12 protein-coding genes and 1 pseudogene are annotated in these 17,066 nt (G+C 64.6%); 7 read left to right on the top strand and 6 right to left on the bottom strand.

Annotated elements, in window-relative coordinates; genetic code table 11:
* The first annotated feature begins 16 nt into the window (after positions 1-16).
* Together cimA and H0485_RS07280 are read left to right on the top strand one after the other, a co-directional pair.
* The gene (cimA, locus tag H0485_RS07285; protein ID WP_226934705.1) at positions 17-1,645 is read left to right on the top strand and encodes a citramalate synthase; all 1,629 of its coding nucleotides are present in this window, start codon (positions 17-19) and stop codon (positions 1,643-1,645) included.
* Positions 1,642-2,415 (top strand): squalene/phytoene synthase family protein, encoded by a 774-nt coding sequence (locus H0485_RS07280; RefSeq protein WP_226934704.1) that lies wholly within the window; start codon positions 1,642-1,644, stop codon positions 2,413-2,415. The genes cimA and H0485_RS07280 overlap by 4 nt, the downstream gene beginning before the upstream one ends.
* Before the next feature lie 18 nt (positions 2,416-2,433).
* Here the strand turns inward: H0485_RS07280 and H0485_RS07275 are convergent, their stop codons facing one another.
* Positions 2,434-3,639, bottom strand: coding sequence for an MFS transporter (locus H0485_RS07275; RefSeq protein ID WP_226934703.1), 1,206 nt, complete (start codon positions 3,637-3,639; stop codon positions 2,434-2,436).
* Positions 3,640-3,733: 94 nt separating this feature from the next.
* Here H0485_RS07275 and H0485_RS07270 point away from each other — a divergent pair, with 94 nt between their 5' ends.
* Positions 3,734-4,372, top strand: a complete 639-nt coding sequence (locus H0485_RS07270) for a DNA-3-methyladenine glycosylase family protein (RefSeq protein WP_226934702.1) — start codon at positions 3,734-3,736, stop codon at positions 4,370-4,372.
* A complete protein-coding gene (locus tag H0485_RS07265) occupies positions 4,369-5,028 on the top strand; it encodes an alpha/beta hydrolase (protein ID WP_226934701.1) in 660 nt (219 codons plus the stop codon). Before H0485_RS07270 ends, H0485_RS07265 begins: the two co-directional genes overlap by 4 nt.
* A 135-nt stretch (positions 5,029-5,163) precedes the next feature.
* Here the strand turns inward: H0485_RS07265 and H0485_RS07260 are convergent, their stop codons facing one another.
* Together H0485_RS07260 and H0485_RS07255 are read right to left on the bottom strand one after the other, a co-directional pair.
* On the bottom strand, positions 5,164-6,156 hold the full coding sequence (locus tag H0485_RS07260) for a glucokinase (RefSeq protein WP_226934700.1): 993 nt from the start codon (positions 6,154-6,156) through the stop codon (positions 5,164-5,166).
* 319 nt (positions 6,157-6,475) lie between these two features.
* A complete protein-coding gene (locus H0485_RS07255; RefSeq protein WP_226934699.1) occupies positions 6,476-7,171 on the bottom strand; it encodes a type 1 glutamine amidotransferase in 696 nt (231 codons plus the stop codon).
* 183 nt (positions 7,172-7,354) lie between these two features.
* On the opposite strand from H0485_RS07255, the gene guaB reads away from it, so the two are divergent.
* Entirely contained in the window at positions 7,355-8,803 is a 1,449-nt protein-coding gene (guaB, locus tag H0485_RS07250; protein WP_226934698.1) for an IMP dehydrogenase, read from the top strand.
* 708 nt (positions 8,804-9,511) lie between these two features.
* A pseudogene (locus H0485_RS07245) lies at positions 9,512-10,124 on the top strand (integrase core domain-containing protein).
* 34 nt (positions 10,125-10,158) lie between these two features.
* On the opposite strand, the gene H0485_RS07240 reads toward H0485_RS07245, so the two are convergent.
* From H0485_RS07240 to H0485_RS07230, 3 genes are all read right to left on the bottom strand, one after another.
* On the bottom strand, positions 10,159-10,953 hold the full coding sequence (locus tag H0485_RS07240; RefSeq protein WP_226934697.1) for a DUF695 domain-containing protein: 795 nt from the start codon (positions 10,951-10,953) through the stop codon (positions 10,159-10,161).
* Between the two features lie 54 nt (positions 10,954-11,007).
* Positions 11,008-12,282 carry a phosphopyruvate hydratase gene (gene eno, locus H0485_RS07235; RefSeq protein ID WP_226934696.1) on the bottom strand — a complete coding sequence of 425 codons (1,275 nt, stop codon included), beginning with the start codon at positions 12,280-12,282 and terminating at the stop codon, positions 11,008-11,010.
* A gap of 63 nt (positions 12,283-12,345) precedes the next feature.
* A complete protein-coding gene (locus H0485_RS07230; RefSeq protein WP_226934695.1) occupies positions 12,346-13,254 on the bottom strand; it encodes a DMT family transporter in 909 nt (302 codons plus the stop codon).
* A gap of 491 nt (positions 13,255-13,745) precedes the next feature.
* Here H0485_RS07230 and H0485_RS07225 point away from each other — a divergent pair, with 491 nt between their 5' ends.
* Positions 13,746-17,027, top strand: coding sequence for a ribonucleotide reductase barrel domain-containing protein (locus tag H0485_RS07225; RefSeq protein ID WP_226934694.1), 3,282 nt, complete (start codon positions 13,746-13,748; stop codon positions 17,025-17,027).
* The last annotated feature ends 39 nt before the right edge of the window (positions 17,028-17,066 follow it).

Here is a 17,066-nt window from a genome sequence, read left to right as displayed (position 1 = left end):
TGGGGCGGGCAGCGCAATGAGCGAGCGGCTTTACCTTTTTGACACCACGCTACGCGACGGGCAGCAGACCCAGGGCGTGCAGTTCTCGGCAGCCGAGAAAATCCAGATCGCCCGGGCGCTCGATGCGCTTGGCATTGATTATATCGAGGGCGGCTGGCCAGGGGCCAATCCGACCGACAGCGATTTCTTCCGCGAGGCGCCGCAGACCCGCGCCGTGATGACTGCTTTTGGCATGACCAAAAGGGCCGGGCGCTCGGCTGAGAATGATGATGTGCTGGCCGGTGTGCTCGATGCCGGAACCCCGGCGGTCTGCATCGTCGGCAAGACCTGGGATTTCCATGTCACCACCGCACTTGGTGTGACGCTCGGGGAAAATCTCGAGGCGATTTCCGCCTCGGTGGCGCATCTGGTGAAAAAGGGCCGCGAGGCTTTGTTTGATGCCGAGCATTTCTTTGATGGCTACCGCGCCAATCCCGCCTATGCGCTCGATTGTCTGAAAGCGGCCTATGGCGCGGGCGCGCGCTGGATCGTGCTTTGCGATACCAATGGCGGCACCTTGCCAGCTGAGGTGGGCCGCGTCGTGGCTGAGGTGATCGCCTCGGGCATTCCGGGGGCAAATCTGGGCATCCATTGCCATGATGATACCGGCAATGCGGTGGCGAATTCTCTGGCTGCGGTCGAGGCCGGGGCCCGGCAGATCCAGGGCACGCTGAACGGTCTGGGCGAGCGCTGCGGCAATGCCAATCTGATCACCCTGATCCCGACGCTGAAGCTGAAAGCCCCGTTCCGCGACCAGCTTGAGACCGGGGTCTCGGATGCGGCGCTGGCGGGGCTGGTGAAAACCAGCCGTATGCTCGACGATATTCTGAACCGGGTGCCGCAGCGCGCCGCGCCCTATGTCGGCGCCTCGGCCTTTGCCCATAAAGCCGGGCTGCATGCCTCGGCCATTCTGAAAGACCCGACCACCTACGAACATCTCGATCCCGGTCTTGTCGGGAATGAGCGCCAGATCCCGATGTCGAACCAGGCCGGGCAGTCAAACCTGCGCGCCCGTCTGGCCTCGGCCGGGCTGGAGATCGACCCGAAAGATCCGCGCCTGGCGCAGATCCTTGATGAGATCAAACGCCGCGAGGATCAGGGCTATGCCTATGATGGCGCCCAGGCCTCGTTTGAGATGCTGGCCCGCGAAACCCTTGGCCTTACGACCAAATTTTTTGAGGTTTTGCGCTACCGGGTGACGGTTGAGCGGCGCGAGGAGGCTGACGGCAGCCGCAGGACTTTGTCCGAAGCGGTGGTGGTGGTCGATGCCGGGGGCGAGCGGATGCTCTCGGTCTCGGAAAGCCAGGATGAAAGCGGCGATGACCGTGGTCCGGTGAACGCCTTGTGGAAGGCTCTCGCCAAGGATCTTGGCCCCTGGCAGGCGATGATCGACGATATGCGCCTTGTTGATTTCAAGGTGCGCATCACCCAGGGCGGGACCGAGGCCGTGACCCGGGTCATTATCGACAGCGAGGATGGCCAGGGGCGGCGTTGGTCGACCGTCGGCGTCTCGCCCAATATCGTCGATGCCTCATTTGAGGCGCTGCTCGATGCGGTGCGCTGGAAGCTGGTGCGCGACAGCGCGGCGAAAGGGCCTGCGACGTGAGCCTTGATGCCTGCGCCGCCCTGATCGAAAAGGGCGACCCTGACCGTTTTGCCGCAATCCTCGCCGCGCCACATCCGGCACGGGCGCGGCTGTTGCCGCTCTATGCGCTGAACCTTGAGGTGGCGCGCGCCCCCTGGGTGACCAAAGAGCCGATGATCGCCGAGATGCGGCTGCAATGGTGGCGCGATGTGGTGGAAAAGGCGGCCACAGGCGCGGCCCCGGCGCATGAGATTGCGGCCCCTTTAAGCGCGCTGATCCGGGAACAGCCAGAGCTGGCCGGGCCGCTTGATCAGCTGATCCTGGCCCGCCGTCACGATGCCTGGAAGGAAAGCTTTGAAACCGTTGACGATTTCGAGGCCTATCTCGATCAGACCGGCGGCGCTCTCGCCTGGGCGGCGGCGCTGGTGCTTGGCGCACCGCCCGCTTCTGAGCCGGTGGTGCGGGCGCATGGCCGGGCGGCGGGGCTTGCGGCCTATCTTCAGGCGGTGGCCGAGCTGAGCGCACGCGGCCGTGCCACCCTGCCGGAGCAGGGCGAGGCGGCGGTGATGGCTTTTGCAGAGCGCGGCCTTGGCTGGCTGCGCGAGGCACGCGCGGGGCGCCGGCTGCTGCCGCGCCGCGCCGCGCCGGCGCTGCTGGCGGGCTGGCAGAGTGAGGCTTTGCTGCAGATGGCGCTCAAAGACCCGGGCGCGGTGCAGGAGGGGCGGCTGCAGCTGCCCGAGCTGAGGCGCAAGGGCCGGCTGCTCTGGCAGGCCTTCACCCAGCGCTGGTGAGAGCCGGGGAGACGCGCTTCAGCGCGTCTCTTTCGGGCGCAGCGCCAGCCAGATCAGCGCACCCCCCGCCAGCACCAGGAAGGGCGTCATTGCCAGATTGACCATCTGCCAGCCCGCCTGGGGGCTGCCGCCCGAGCAGTTCATCAGCCCGCCCGAGGAGAGCGAGGCGAGGAACACCCCGCCAAAGACGATGAAATCATTCAGCCCCTGCAGGCGGCCACGCTCTTCGGGGCGCTGCGCATTGGTCAGCATACTGGTCGCGCCGATAAAGCCGAAATTCCAGCCGATCCCGAGCAGGATCAGCGTGGCGTAGAAATGCCCGAGATCGACGCCGGTCATCGCCGTGGCCCCGGCCAGCGCGAGGATGGCAAGGCCAATGGCAATCACCTTCTCACAGCCCAGCCGGGCGATGATATGGCCGGTAAAGAAGCTGGGCAGATACATGGCAATCACATGGGCCGAGACGATATTGCCCGCATCCTGGGCGGTGAAGCCGCAGCCGACCACCGCCAGCGGCGAGGAGGTCATGATCAGATTCATCAGCGCATAGGAGACGGTGGCGCAGATCATCGCAACGAGGATCACCGGATCGCGCAGCAGTTCCTTGCGCGAGCGCCCGGGCAGGGCGCCGGGTTCGGGGCGGGCAGGCGGCGGAATATCCAGCGCAAGGAACAGCAGGATCCCGATCAGATTGAGGCAGATCACCGCCAGATAGCTGGCGAGGAAGGGGATCACCCAGGCCTCGGCGGTCCAGTGCACGATCTGCTGGCCGATCACCGCAGCAAAAAGGCCGCCCGCCATGACAAAGGAAATGGCGCGGGGCCGGAAGGCCTCCGAGGCGGTATCGGCTGCGGCAAAACGGTAAAAGCCCTGGCTGCTCATATAGCTGCCGGTGATGAAAGCCCCGAGGCAGAACAGCGGGAAAGACTGCAGCCACAGCCCCCAGGCGGCGACAGCAGCACCGGTTGCCCCGGCCAGCGCCCCGATCATAAAGCCGGTCTGGCGGCCAAAGCGCTGCATCAGAGCCGAAAGCGGCGTGGCCGAAAGCATCGAGCCCAGCACCGTCAGCGAGATCGGCAGCGTGGCCCAGCAGGCATTCGAGGCCAGGCTTTGCCCGGCCAGCCCGGCCAGGGTGAAGATCACCGGCATCTGCGCTCCGAGCAGCGCCTGGGCCAGGACAAGAACGATGACATTGCGTCGGGCGGTGGATTCGGAACGGATCATTAAAGGCCTCACTCTCACCTTCGAGGCAAACCCCGCCAGCGGCCCAAGGTCAAGCCTGCTTGCAGCGCCGCGCCTGCCGCGCCATGCTGGCGTCATGGATCAGACCCCACGTATCATTCAGTCCGGGGCCTGCCTTGCTGAAGGCATGGCCTGGCTCTCTGCCCGAGATCCGCGCTTTGCCGCCGGCTATGCGCTGACCGGGCCCTTGCCTTTGCGCCTGCGCGAGGATGGCTTTGCGGCGCTGGTCGATGCGATCATCGGCCAGCAGGTCTCGGTCGCCTCGGCCCGCGCCATTCGCGCCCGGATCGAGGCAGCGGGCTGCCTTGAGGAGGCGGCGGTGCGGGCGGTAAGCGAAGAGGATCTGCGCGGCCTTGGCCTGTCGCGGCAAAAAGCGCGCTATGTGAAGGCCCTGGCCGAGGCCGGGCTGGATTTCGCCGCGCTGCGCCGCGCCCCCACTGACACTGTGGTCACCACCCTTGTGGCTTTGCCCGGGATCGGGCGCTGGACCGCCGAGATCTATGCGATGTTCGCGCTCGGCCATGCCGATGTCTTTGCCCCGAATGATCTGGCTTTGCAGGAGGCGGCGCGGCGGCTCCTCGGGCTGGAAGCGCGGCCGAATGAGCGCCAGCTCCGGGAGATTTCCGCGGGCTGGAGCCCCTGGCGGGCAGTTGCGGCGCGGTTTCTCTGGGCCTACTACCGTGTCGACAAAGGCCGCGAAGGGATTATGGGATGAGAGAGCTGAAATTCGGCCGTAAGGGCGCGACAAAGGGCGAGGCAAAGGCGCTGGTTGTCTTCCTGCATGGCTATGGGGCGGATGGCAATGATCTGCTGGGCCTTGGCGATGCCTTGGCACCGCATCTGCCGGGCGTGGCTTTCATCGCCCCCGATGCGCCCGAACCCTGCTCGGGCAATGCTTTCGGGCGGCAGTGGTTTCCGATCCCCTGGCTCGACGGCTCCTCTGAACAGGCGGCGCGCGAGGGGCTGCTGGCGGCGGCGGATGATCTGAATGCTTTCCTCGATGCGCGCCTCGCCGAAGAGGGGCTGGGGCCGGAGGCTTTGGCGCTGATCGGCTTTTCCCAGGGCGCGATGATGAGCCTGCATGTCACACCGCGCCGCGCGCGCGCTGTGGCGGCGGTGGTGGCGATCTCGGGCCGGCTGCTGGCGCCCGAGCTGCTCGCGGCAGAAACCCTGGTAAAGCCGCCGGTGCTGCTGATCCATGGCGATCAGGATCCGGTGGTGCCGTTTGAGGATATGGGCCTCGCCGGCAATGCCCTCGTTGGCGCCGGATTCGAGACCTATGCCCATGTGATGAAGGGCACCGGCCATGGCATTGCCGCCGATGGCCTCGGCGCGGCGCTTGGCTTCCTGAAAGAGCGCCTGCCGCTCTGAGGATAGAGGAGGGGGCGCTGCCCCCTCACATACCCCCGGAATAGTTCCAGACATATGAACAGCGCCGGGCTTCCCGGCGCTCCGGCGTGGCGGTTTTCATCTGTCCTTAAATATCCCCGCCGGAGGCTTCCCCGCTCAGGCCTCGCGCAGCGCTTCCAGCCAGGCGGCGCAGCCGGTGAGAGCGGTGTAATCATCCTCGATCACCGTGACCGGGAAGGCATGGGTCAGCAGATCGACCCGGCGCGGCTCGCGGAAGGCCTCCGCCAGGCCAAATCTGGCAAAATGCGGCGACATGGCGCGGGCCATGCCCCCGATCAGATAGATCCCGCCCCAGGGCAGATGGGTCAGCGCCAGATCGGCCAGCAGCTGGGCGAGGATGGCGGTATAGAGCCGGGCGGCCTCACGCGCCAGCGGATCCCCGGCCTCCAGCGCCTCCAGCACCCCGGCCGAGGATTTTTCGCCCCGATGCCCGGCCTCATGGGCGGCGAAAGCATAGAGATTGCTGAGGCCGCGCCCGGCCAGAACCTCTTCCACGCCGCAATGCGCCGGTTCACCCCGTGAGGCGAGCAGGGTTTCAATGAACTGCAGCAGCCGCAAAGTCTCGGCATTGCGTACCGGCATATTGATATGGCCGCTTTCCGAGGCGGGCACGATCCGGCCCGCGCCATGCCCATGCACCGGCGCGGCATTCACCCCGGTGCCCAGCCCAACCACCAGCATCGGGGCCGTGGCAGGGGCAGCGTCGGGGGCTGCGGTCGGGATCAGCGGGCGCAGCAGGCCGGGCGGGATGTGACCCAGCGCATGGCCCTGGGCCTGGAGGTCATTGAGAATGGCACTGCGCCGCGCCCCGGTGGCGGCGGCAAGTTTCCCGGCATCGATCACCCAGTCGAGATTGGTCATCTCGGCCACGCCATTCTGCACCGGCCCGGCGGCTGCGACGCAGGCGCCGTCGATACTGGCGCCGCTCCGGGCGAGATAGTCGCGCAGGATGGTGGAAATATCCTCGCCCCTGGCGCGGTATTCGGCATTAGGAAAACGGCGGATACTCTCCGCGAGCACCTGGCTGCCCCTGGCCAGGGCGACGCGGGTATTGGTGCCGCCAATATCTGCGAGGATCACCAGACTCATATTCGCCCTCCGGGTACAAAGCCGTGCCCGACCGGGTCACGGCGATCAGATAGAGGGCATTTGCCCGGTACTGCAAGCATTTGTAACGTTGGCATTACGAATTCCGGGCGGTATTGCGCGAAATATGCCGTGGTGAGCGCCGCAATTCGCCTGATCCGATCTGTGGCAACGGCGCGCGCGAGGGGCCGGGGCCGCTTGCCTGAACCCCGGCCAGATCAGCAAGCGGGCGGGTGGTTTCCCCCCGGCCGGGGCGCGGCTTGTGCTGCGAGGTCCTGCGGCGGATTTACATCAGATATTTATGATAATCACCTGATATTGCTCAGACAAGCGCAACCCAGGCGCGGGCGAGGGCAAGGCCGCTGGCATCGGCATCGGCACCGTATTTTGCTGCCTCGCGCGGCATATCCCTGACCCAGCCCGGACGCATCTCCTCGATCACTTCGGGGAAGTCGCGGTTCCAGGCGGCGGCGACATTGCGATTGGCCTCAAAGTGGAACTGCATGCCGTAAGTCTTTGCGCCAATACGGAAACACTGGTTTTCGGCAATGGCGGAGCTGGCCAGACGCACCGCGCCTTCGGGCAGGGTGAAAGTATCGGTATGCATCTGATAAATATGAAAATTATCGGAAACCGCGCCCATGACCGGATCCTGTGCCCCCTCGGCGGTGCGGTTAACCTCGCACCAGCCGAATTCGCGGGTAATCCCGGCCAGGTTCTGGCCGCCAAAGGCACGGGCGAGGATCTGCGAGCCGAGGCAGACCCCGAGCACCGCCTTACCGGCCTCGCTATAGGCGCGCATCAGCCCGGCCAGCGGTTTCAGATAGGGATAGGCCGCATCATCATCGGCGCGCTGCTCGCCGCCAAAGACGACCAGCGCATCGCTGTCCACCGTCAGCGGCAAAGCATCGCCAAGGCGCGGCTTGATCAGATTGATCGCGGCTCCGGCCTCATGCAGAGCAATGCCGACCTGGCCGTGCTGGGTGCTGAAGGTGTTCTCAACGATGGTGACGCGCATGGCAGATTCCTTTTGTCGTCATATCTGCAGGGTGCTGCCGCCCTGACAAGGGGGGACGCTTTGTCGCGGGGCGAAAAGCGAAAAATGCGCGAGGCCTTTCATTATTCCCGAAGATGCCCCTTGCGCCCGGAGCCAATGGGTGAAACAGGGAACCGCCAAACGACGATCCCTGAGGAGATTCCTATGGAGATTCGCGAGGCGCTCACCTTCGACGATGTTCTGCTTGTACCTGCTGCCAGTTCGGTTCTTCCGGGCGGGGCGGATACCTCCACTTTTGTGACCAAAACGATCCGGATGAACATTCCGCTGCTCTCCAGCGCAATGGACACCGTCACCGAGGGGCGGATGGCGATTGCCATGGCGCAGTCCGGTGGCATTGGCGTGCTACACCGCAATATGACGGTGGATCAGCAGGCCGAGGCGGTACGCCGCGTCAAGCGCTTTGAATCGGGTGTGGTTTACAATCCGATCACCCTGCGCCCCGATCAGACCCTGGCCGATGCCAATGAGCTGACCGAGCGCTATAATGTCACTGGTTTCCCGGTGGTTGATGCCGATGGCCGGGTGCTGGGCATTTTGACCAACCGCGATATGCGCTTTGCCAGCGATGCGAAAACCCCGGTTTCGGTGATGATGACGAGCGAAAATCTCGCCATTCTGCAGGAGCCTGCCGATCGTGATCAGGCGATCAGCCTGATGAAGGCGCGCCGGGTCGAGAAGCTGCTGGTCACCGACGGCAATGGTAAGCTGACCGGCCTGCTGACCCTGCGCGATACCAAGCAATCGGTGCTCAACCCCCAGGCCTGCAAAGACGCGCTTGGCCGTCTGCGTGTGGCGGCAGCTTCGACCGTCGGCGATGCCGGGTTTGAGCGCAGCCAGGCGCTGATCGATGCCGGCGTCGATATGGTGGTGATCGATACCGCACATGGCCATTCCGAAGGCGTTGCCCTCGCGGTCGAGCGGATCAAGAAATATTCCTCGGATATCCAGATCGTGGCCGGTAACGTTGCCACGGCTGAGGCCACCCGCGCGCTGATCGGCGCCGGGGCGGATGCGGTCAAGGTCGGTATCGGCCCCGGCTCGATCTGCACCACGCGCATCGTCGCCGGTGTGGGCGTGCCGCAGCTGACCGCGATCATGGATTCGGCCCGCGCGGCCGGTGATATCCCGGTGATCGCTGATGGCGGCATCAAATTCTCGGGCGATTTCGCCAAGGCCATCGCGGGCGGCGCCAGCTGCGCCATGGTCGGCTCGGCCATTGCCGGGACCGACGAATCCCCCGGCGAGGTGATCCTGTGGAACGGCCGCTCGTATAAGAGCTACCGCGGCATGGGCTCGATCGGTGCGATGGCCCGCGGCTCGGCGGACCGCTATTTCCAGAAGGAAGCCAGCTCGGACAAGCTGGTGCCCGAAGGCATTGAGGGTCAGGTGGCCTATAAGGGCCCGGTCGCCACCGTGCTGCATCAGATGGTCGGCGGTCTGCGCGCCGCGATGGGCTATACCGGCAATGCCACCGTGGCCGAGATGCGGCAGAACTGCCAGTTCGTCCGCATCACCGGCGCGGGCCTGAAGGAAAGCCATGTGCATGACGTGCAGATCACCCGCGAGAGCCCGAATTACCGGGTGGGGTGATATTGAAATCATTAAGAAAATTCTCGGGCCGGTTTTGGCCCGAGAATGCTTTTGGTCGAAACTTATAGCGAACAAAGCGCGAAGGTAGATACAGGTAGATACAGGCAGATACGGACGGCGGGGCTGGCAGATACAGCCCGCACTGCTTCGATAGCCCATCTGTCGCCTGGTCTGTCGTTCAAAACCTGAGGCAGTCGACAGCGGGGCCATCTGCGGCGCTCCTTCCTGAGCTACCTATTTCATTACATCTTCTGGCAGCCCAAAGTGCTCGGCCACCTCTGAGCGGTTGGCATGTGCTCACACCCGAATGGTTTTGGCTGCCCTGCCTTTGCGTAGGGCGGCCAAAACCATTTTGATGTCCTGAAAAAGAGCGGCCTTAAAGGCGCATCGTCACCATTACGAAAGCGTGAAACAAACCCGTTTCTCGCCACGGGCGACCATCCCCCTTTCCTCCACATGAATACGATCCTGCCCCGCGCGCTTCCTGAAGATTAGTCGGACAAGGCTGGCAAGCCTGCGTTACCTGCGAGAAGTTCCCTTCGTTCCGGGAAAGCCGGTGCGATACATTCAGGAATCCCTCTCGGAGTGGATTCGAGCGAATGAAGTGCGGTAATCCTCCCCATGGTTAAGGTGCTGCATAAGTAGGATTTTCTCGTGAGCCGTGAGCCGTGAGCCGTGAGCCGTGAGCCGTGAGCTGAGGAGATTCGAATGAGAAAGAGCCGTTTCACGGAACTGCGGATCATGGCTGTGCTTCGTCAGGCCGAAAGCGGTATTGGCGTGCCTGAGCTTTGCCGGCAGCATGGGATCAGCACAGCGAGCTTCTACCAGTGGCGCTCGAAATATGGTGGCATGGATGTCGGGCCACGCGAACGCCACCGGTTCGAGTGACCGATGGCCGCCAGTTCCGGCTGCTAAACGTGCCGGACGACTTCAGCCGCGAAGGCTTCGCATCGAGGTCGACTTCTCGCGCCCGGCCGAGCGGGTCGTCCGGGCGCTGAACCGGATCATCGAGTGGCGCGGTAAACCTCGGGCGATACGAGTGGATAATGGTCCTGAATACATCAGCTCTACGCTGATGATCCGGGCCGAAAAGCAGGGCATCGCCCTGAACAATATCCGGCCCGGAAAGTCCCAGCAGAACGCTTATGTCGAACGATACAACAGAACGGTCCGGCATGAATGGCTGGACCGCTACATCTTTGAAACCATCGAGGAGGCGCAGCGGATCGCAACCGACTGGCTATGGACTTACAACAATGAGCGCCCAAACATGGGTATCGGCGGCATCACACCCGCCCGGAAACTACAGATGACTGCCTGAAGTCTGCTTCTGCAACCCGTTAAAACGGGGAGGATTACCACGCCTCTTCCTCGTCTTCCTCATCCTCTTCGGGATCCGAGACCACCACGGCGGTGGTCCATCCGGCATAGGCGCCGCCGCAATCGCGGGCGATCAGGATCAGCGGCGTGGTGATATCATTGATGCCGCGCGGCTCATCCTCGCGTCCGGACAACACACGGCAGGGGAAATCCTCCGAGCCGCTGTCGGTAAATTCGGTGATCTCATGGCCCAGCTCGCCCAGCTGGCGGGCATATTCTCCGGCCAGATCACGGTCGGGGAAATCGGCGGCATGGGTGATCAGCCGCGGCTGGTCGCCACGATCCTCATGCTCTTCAAGCTGGGCGAGGATCTGTTCATTGCTGATATTCTGCCAGACGATATCATCGGGAAACAGCGTCTCCTGATAGAACTCCCAGTCCGGGTCCTGGAATTCCGCTTTCGTGACCTCGTAATCGGTCTCGTCAATCACCGGCTCAAGGTCTTTCATCACCGCATCAGGATCGGTGGTATAGAGGTAGAGCACCATTCTGCCGTCGCCATAGCTGCGCGCGACGAGATGGGCATAATCGGGCTGCAGCTCGCCCTCGAGGCTTTCGGCCAGCTCCTGCAAAGCCGGCAGCTCATCGCGTGAGACGATCTCGGCCTCGCCTTGCTGCTTCATCGTCACCTCGACGCAGAGCATGGTTTCGGCATTGCCATGCCCGAGCGCCTCAATCCAGGAGCTGTCGACCGTCAGCATGGCCGGCGCATCGGCCAGCAGGGTCATATAATTGACCCAGGCGGCCTCGGGGCGGTCGGGATAGGACATCGGATGTAACCTCTGGAAAGAAGAGCGGCGACCCTGGGGCCGCCGCTTTGTCACTTATTTCAGGATCGAGCGGCCGGCATATTCGGCGGTCGCGCCCAGCATCTCCTCAATGCGGATCAGCTGGTTATATTTCGCCAGACGGTCCGAGCGCGACAGCGAGCCGGTCTTGATCTGGCCGCAGTTGGTGGCCACTGCGAGATCGGCAATGGTGCTGTCTTCGGTCTCGCCCGAACGATGCGACATCACATTGGTGTAGCGGGCGCGATGCGCCATATCCACCGCCTGCAGCGTCTCGGTCAGGGTGCCGATCTGGTTCACTTTCACCAGCATCGAATTGGCGACGCCGGCTTTGATGCCATCGGCCAGACGGGCCGGGTTGGTGACGAACAGATCGTCGCCGACCAGCTGCACTTTATCGCCCAGCTTCTCGGTCAGGGTCTTCCAGCCGGCCCAGTCATCCTCGGCCATACCGTCCTCGATCGAGATGATCGGGTAATCGGCGACCAGTTTGGCCAGGTAATCGGCATTTTCTTCCGAAGAGAGCGAGAGGCCTTCGCCCTTCATCTCATATTTGCCGCCTTTGAAATATTCGGTCGAGGCGCAGTCGAGGGCGAGGAACATATCGTCACCCGGCTTGTAACCGGCTTTCTCAATGGCCTTCAGGATGAAGTCGAGTGCTGCGCGGCTCGAGGAGATATTCGGCGCGAAACCGCCCTCATCGCCGATCGAGGTATTGAAGCCCGCCGCCGAGAGTTCTTTTTTCAGGGTGTGGAACACTTCCGAACCCATGCGGATCGCGTCACGGATATTCTCCGCGCCGACCGGCATGATCATGAATTCCTGGATGTCGATCGGGTTATCGGCATGCTCGCCGCCATTGATGATATTCATCATCGGCACCGGCAGGATGCGCGCCGAGGTGCCGCCGACATAGCGGTAGAGCGGCTGGTTCGAGAATTCGGCGGCGGCTTTGGCCACGGCCAGCGAGACGCCGAGGATGGCATTGGCGCCAAGGCGCGATTTGTTCGGTGTGCCGTCCATCTCGATCATGGTGCGGTCGATGCCGGTCTGCTCGGTGGCATCATAGCCGACCAGCTCTTCGGCCAGCTCGCCGTTCACGGCCGCGACGGCTTCGAGCACGCCTTTGCCGAGGTAACGGGATTTATCGCCATCGCGACGCTCAACCGCCTCATGCGCGCCGGTCGAGGCGCCCGAGGGAACGGCTGCGCGGCCCATGGCGCCGCTTTCCAGCACCACATCCACCTCAACGGTGGGATTGCCGCGGCTGTCGAGAATCTCGCGGGCGTGAATGTCAATGATCGTGCTCATCGGGGGCTCCGGATGTTGACCTGAAAGGAACTGCCTCGGGCTGGGCCTTGCCCGACCAAGGGTTTAGCGGGGTAAAGCTTCCTCGGGAAGCCTTGCTTTGCGAATTCTTGCCCGGGCGAACATGTAAACCCCCGAAAGGATGACCACGGCCGAGCCGATGATCACATTCAGCGTCAGGCTTTCGCCGAGGAAAATCATCGCCAGGATCACCGCAAAGACGAGGCGCGAATAGCGGAAGGGGGCGACGGCTGAGACCTCACCGATCCGCATCGCCTCGATCACCATATAATAGCCGATCACCCCGAAACAGACCGCCGAGAGCAGCAGTGTCCAGCTCGCGCCATCGAGCCAGGCAAAAGAGGTGCCATGGGTCCACATCAGCGCGAAACCGGCGGGCACGCTGGCCAGCACGCCCCAGGCCGAGACCGACATCGTGCCGAGATCAGCGGGCAGGCGGCGGGTGACCAGATCGCGCAGGGCGAGGGCGGCGACCGAGAACAGCAAGGCGATGCTGGTCAGGCTGAAGCCAGAGCTCCAGGGGTCGAGAATGATCAGCACGCCGATGAAACCGGCAATGATCGCGCTCCAGCGCCGCCAGCCCACGGTTTCGCCCAGAAACAAAGCCGCGCCCGCCGTCACCACCAGCGGCGTGGCCTGCAACAGCGCCGCCACCAGGGCCAGCGGCACCACGGCCAGCGCATAGAGATAGGTATAGGCGGCAACGGCCTCGGCGAGGTTGCGCACCAGCGCTATGCCGCGCAGGGCGCGCAGTGAGAACACCGGCTCGCGGTTGCGGAAGGCAAGGGCGACGAAGGTAAAGCCGCCGATCAGCCCGTTCATCACCAGCACCTGGCCGGGCGGCATCGTGCCTGCCGCCTGTTTCAGGAACAGATCCTCAAAAGCAAAAGCGCCCATCGCGCCGATCATCATTATCGCAGCTTTGCGATTCTCATTCTGGGCGGGCGCGGTCATGATTTTATGCCTGTTCGGGTTTTATCCCGGACATAGCCCTTTCCTGGCGCAGGGGAAAGCGAGGTTTCCAGGCGGAAATCCGCCGATATTTGAGATAATTTGGCAACAGTGCCGAGGCGGTCTCTGCCGCGCCGCGCCGGGATTTTGTCCACAGCGGGGCATAAAATCCGGCGCATTGCGGGAAATGCTGCTTTTACCGGGACGCGCAGCCCCAGTCTGGGTGAGGAGGGGCTCCTTGCCGGGCGGGGCGAAAAAGCCCCCCAATTCATCCACAGGCTTCCCCACAGCCCGGGCCGCCCGGATGTGGCGAAATGGCGGTTTTTATCAGCAAAAGCAGGGAAAAAATCGACAGGCGGGATGTGGAAATCCGGTTGAAACCTTTTGCCCCGCGCCTTCAGAAGGGGGACCCGGGCGCGTTTCCCGGGGGGCAGATTTTGCGGGAAAAGACTGGCCGGCAGGGCCGCGACCCGCGTGGTGTGAGGGCACAGGCCGTGAAGCTGGATCGTATGTTCACCGAAGGGACCGCAATGCCGCTGGCCGGCATCAGTTTCGTGACCCGCCGTATCGCCCATTATGCGCCTTCGGGCCTTTGCAGTTTTGAGAGCGACTCGGTCGAGGTGCCCGACAGCTGGAGCCAGTCTGCCGCCGATATGCTGGCGCAGCGCTTCTTCTGCCGCAATGCGGTGCCGGTGGCACTGAAGCCGGTGCCTGAACCGGGCGTGCCCGACTTCCTCTGGCGCTCGGTCGCGGATGAGGCGGCGCTGGCGCAATTGCCCGCAGCGGCGCGCTATACCTGTGAAAGCACCGCCGCCCAGGTGTTTGACCGCCTCGCCGGGGCCTGGAGCTGGCAGGGCTGGCATCTGGGACTTTTCGCTGATGCGGCCGAGGCGCGCATCTTCCAGGATGAGATCCGCTATATGCTGGCGCGCCAGATGGCCGCGCCTGCCGCGCCGCAATGGGCGGCCACCGGGCTGTGGTGGGCCTATGGGATCGGCGCGGGCGAGGCGGCGGGCTTTGCCGCTGGTCCCTGCAGCGGCGAAAGCCGCCCGGCGGCTCCGGGCCAGCCCATGCTCTATCAGGCGATGATCCGCAGCAGCGCCGCGCCGGAGGGGCTGAGCCAGGCCACAGCCCTGGCGAGCGGCGTTGATATTTCCGCGCATAAAGATCCGATGGCAGTGCTGCGCCGGGTCGGGGCGGTGCTGCCGCGCGGCACCGACCGGCCGCGCCGGGCGATGCAGCTGGCCTGCGCCATCAGCCATGACTGGGCCGGGGCCCTGATCGGCTGGAAGCTGCGCGAAGAGCAGAAAGCGGCCAGCCTGATTGCTGGCTCAAAGGCGATCGAGGCGGGGCTGAATGCGATCCTTGCCGCAGTGGCGACGGCGACGACGACGGGGGCCGCGACGGGTGCGGGCGAGGCAGAGGAAGGCGGTGCTGCCGGGGCAGTTGCGGCCGCGGATCCGGCCCGCAACCCGGCTTTGCAGGCGGCTTTGCGCGCCGCTGAACGCGCCTATATCCCCGAGGCCTATATTGCCCGGGCGCTGGATTATGCCGCCCAGGGCTTTACCAGCCTCAGCTTCCCCGGCTGGGAGCAGGATTGGGATTCCGAGCTTTGGGATCAGGTGGCGGGGCGCGATGTCAGCCTGGCGCTGCGCCTTGATCCGGCCTTTCTCGCGGCCCGGGCCAAAGGCGGCGCGGCGGCTGAGCGCTGGCAGGAGATCGGCGAGGCCGTATGGTCCTGCGGCGATCAGAGCCTGCTCTTCCAGGGCCAGATCGATGCCTGGCATACCTGCCCCGAAAGCGGGGCGATTGGCGCGGCGACGCCGATGGGGGACCATCTCTTTCTTGCCGAGACCGGGGCTTTGCAGGCCGGGCTGAACCTTGCCGCTTTCCTGCGCGCCGGTCAGTTTGATGCGCCAGGCTTTGCCCATGCAGTGCGGCTCTGGACCCTGGTGCTGGAAATCTCGACCACGCTTTCGGCGGCGCCCTCGCCGGAAAGCGCGGCGCAGATCGCTGATTTCCGTCCGCTCGGCCTTGGCTTTACCAATCTCGGCGCGCTGCTGATGCGCATGGGGCTGGCCTACGATTCCGCGCAGGGGCGCTCTTTCTGTGCAGCGCTGACGGCGGTTCTGACCGGCCAGGCCTATCTGACCTCGGCGGAACTGGCGGCAAAACTGGGTGCTTTCCGTGGCTTTGACGCCAATCGCGCTTCCATGCTGGCGGTGATCGCTCGCCACCGCGCCGCCGCGTATGGCCTGGCGGGCGATGGCTCCCAGCCGCAGCCGCCGGTGCTTTCTGCGGCCGATTGCCCCGATCCCGGCCTTGCCGCCCTGGCGCGCAGCCTCTGGGACCAGGTGGTGGCGGCAGGGGCGGCGCATGGTTTTCGCAATGCCCAGGTCAGCGCGATCGGCCCCTCGGGCGCGATCAGCCTGCTGATGGATTGCGAAACCACCGGCATCGAGCCCGATTCTGCCCAGGTGAAATATTACGCCCGGGGCGGCGGCGGCGCCTTGCGCGGCCTGAACCCTTCGGTCAGCGCCGGGCTTGGGGCGCTTGGCTATTCCGGCGATGAGATTGCCGCGATCCGTGCCTATGCGCTTGGCAGCCAGACCCTGCGCGAAGCGCCTTACATCAATCACGCCAGCCTGTGCCGGCTCGGCTTTGGCCCTGATGAGCTGGCCCGGCTCGAGGCGGCTTTGCCGGGCTGCTATGATCTGCGCTTCATTTTCACCCCCTGGGTGCTGGGCGAGGCCTTCTGCCTTGACCATCTCGCTATGCCCTCCGCAGCGCTGCAGGATCCGGGATTTGACCTCCTGGCCCATCTTGGCTTCTCTGGCCCCGAGATCGCCGCCGCCAGCGCCCATATCTGCGGCCATCTGACCATCGCCGGGGCACCAGGGCTGCGCGACAGCGATCTGCAAGTGTTTGACTGCGCCATGAGCTGCGGCGCCAGCGGCCGCCCGGCTTTGAGTATCGAGAGCCAGCTGCGCATGATGGCGGCGGCCCAGCCCTTCCTGTCGGGCGGGATCGGCCGGATCATCACCCTGCCGCATCAGATCACCATCGCGGCTTTGCTCGCCGCCGTCGCTCTGGCGCATGATCTGGGGCTGAAGGGGATCAGCTTCTACCGCGAGGGCTCGAAACTCTCGCATCCGCTGGCGCGCGACCTGCTTGCCGGGCTGGATCCCCAGGACAGTGACCGGGTGGTATCCCTGCCCGAACGGGCGCGGGTGCTGGCCGGGCGGCTGAGTACTCTCGCCCCGCCACCGGGCCGTTCGGCGCGCGAAAGCCTGCCGTCGCGGCGCAAGGGCTATACCCGCAAGGCCCGGATCGGCGGCCATAAAGTCTGGCTGCGCAGCGGTGAATATGAAGATGGCCGCCCGGGTGAGCTTTTCATCACCATGGGGGCTGAAGGCGATGCTTTGCGCGCCATGATGAGCCATTTCGCCATCGCGGTCTCAACCGGGCTGCAATATGGCGTGCCGCTTGAGGAATTCGTCGATGCCTTCGTGCGTCCGGCCGGGCAGGGCGGGCCGGGCGGCTCGGATGCAGCCGGGGCCGGGGCGGTGCTTGATTTCATCTTCCGCGATCTTGCTGTCTCCTATCTAGACCGCGCCGATCTGGCACCGCGGCCCGCGCCCGGCGCGGCGGGGCAGGCCTCTGATGGTGCGGAGGGGGATGATGCCGGGGCCCCGGCAGAGGGCGCGCTGGATCTGTTGCGCGCCATTGCCGCCACCGGCACGCTGCGGCCAGGCTCATCGCGCGCCGGGTGGTAAAGCCCTGTGGTAAATCCGACACCGCATGTCGCAGCCCGG

Source organism: Pseudogemmobacter faecipullorum (assembly GCF_020539525.1).
Taxonomy (GTDB): Bacteria; Pseudomonadota; Alphaproteobacteria; order Rhodobacterales; family Rhodobacteraceae; genus Pseudogemmobacter; species Pseudogemmobacter faecipullorum.
Note: the sequence above shows the minus strand (reverse complement) of the source record. Positions and strands in the feature narration are given on the sequence as shown.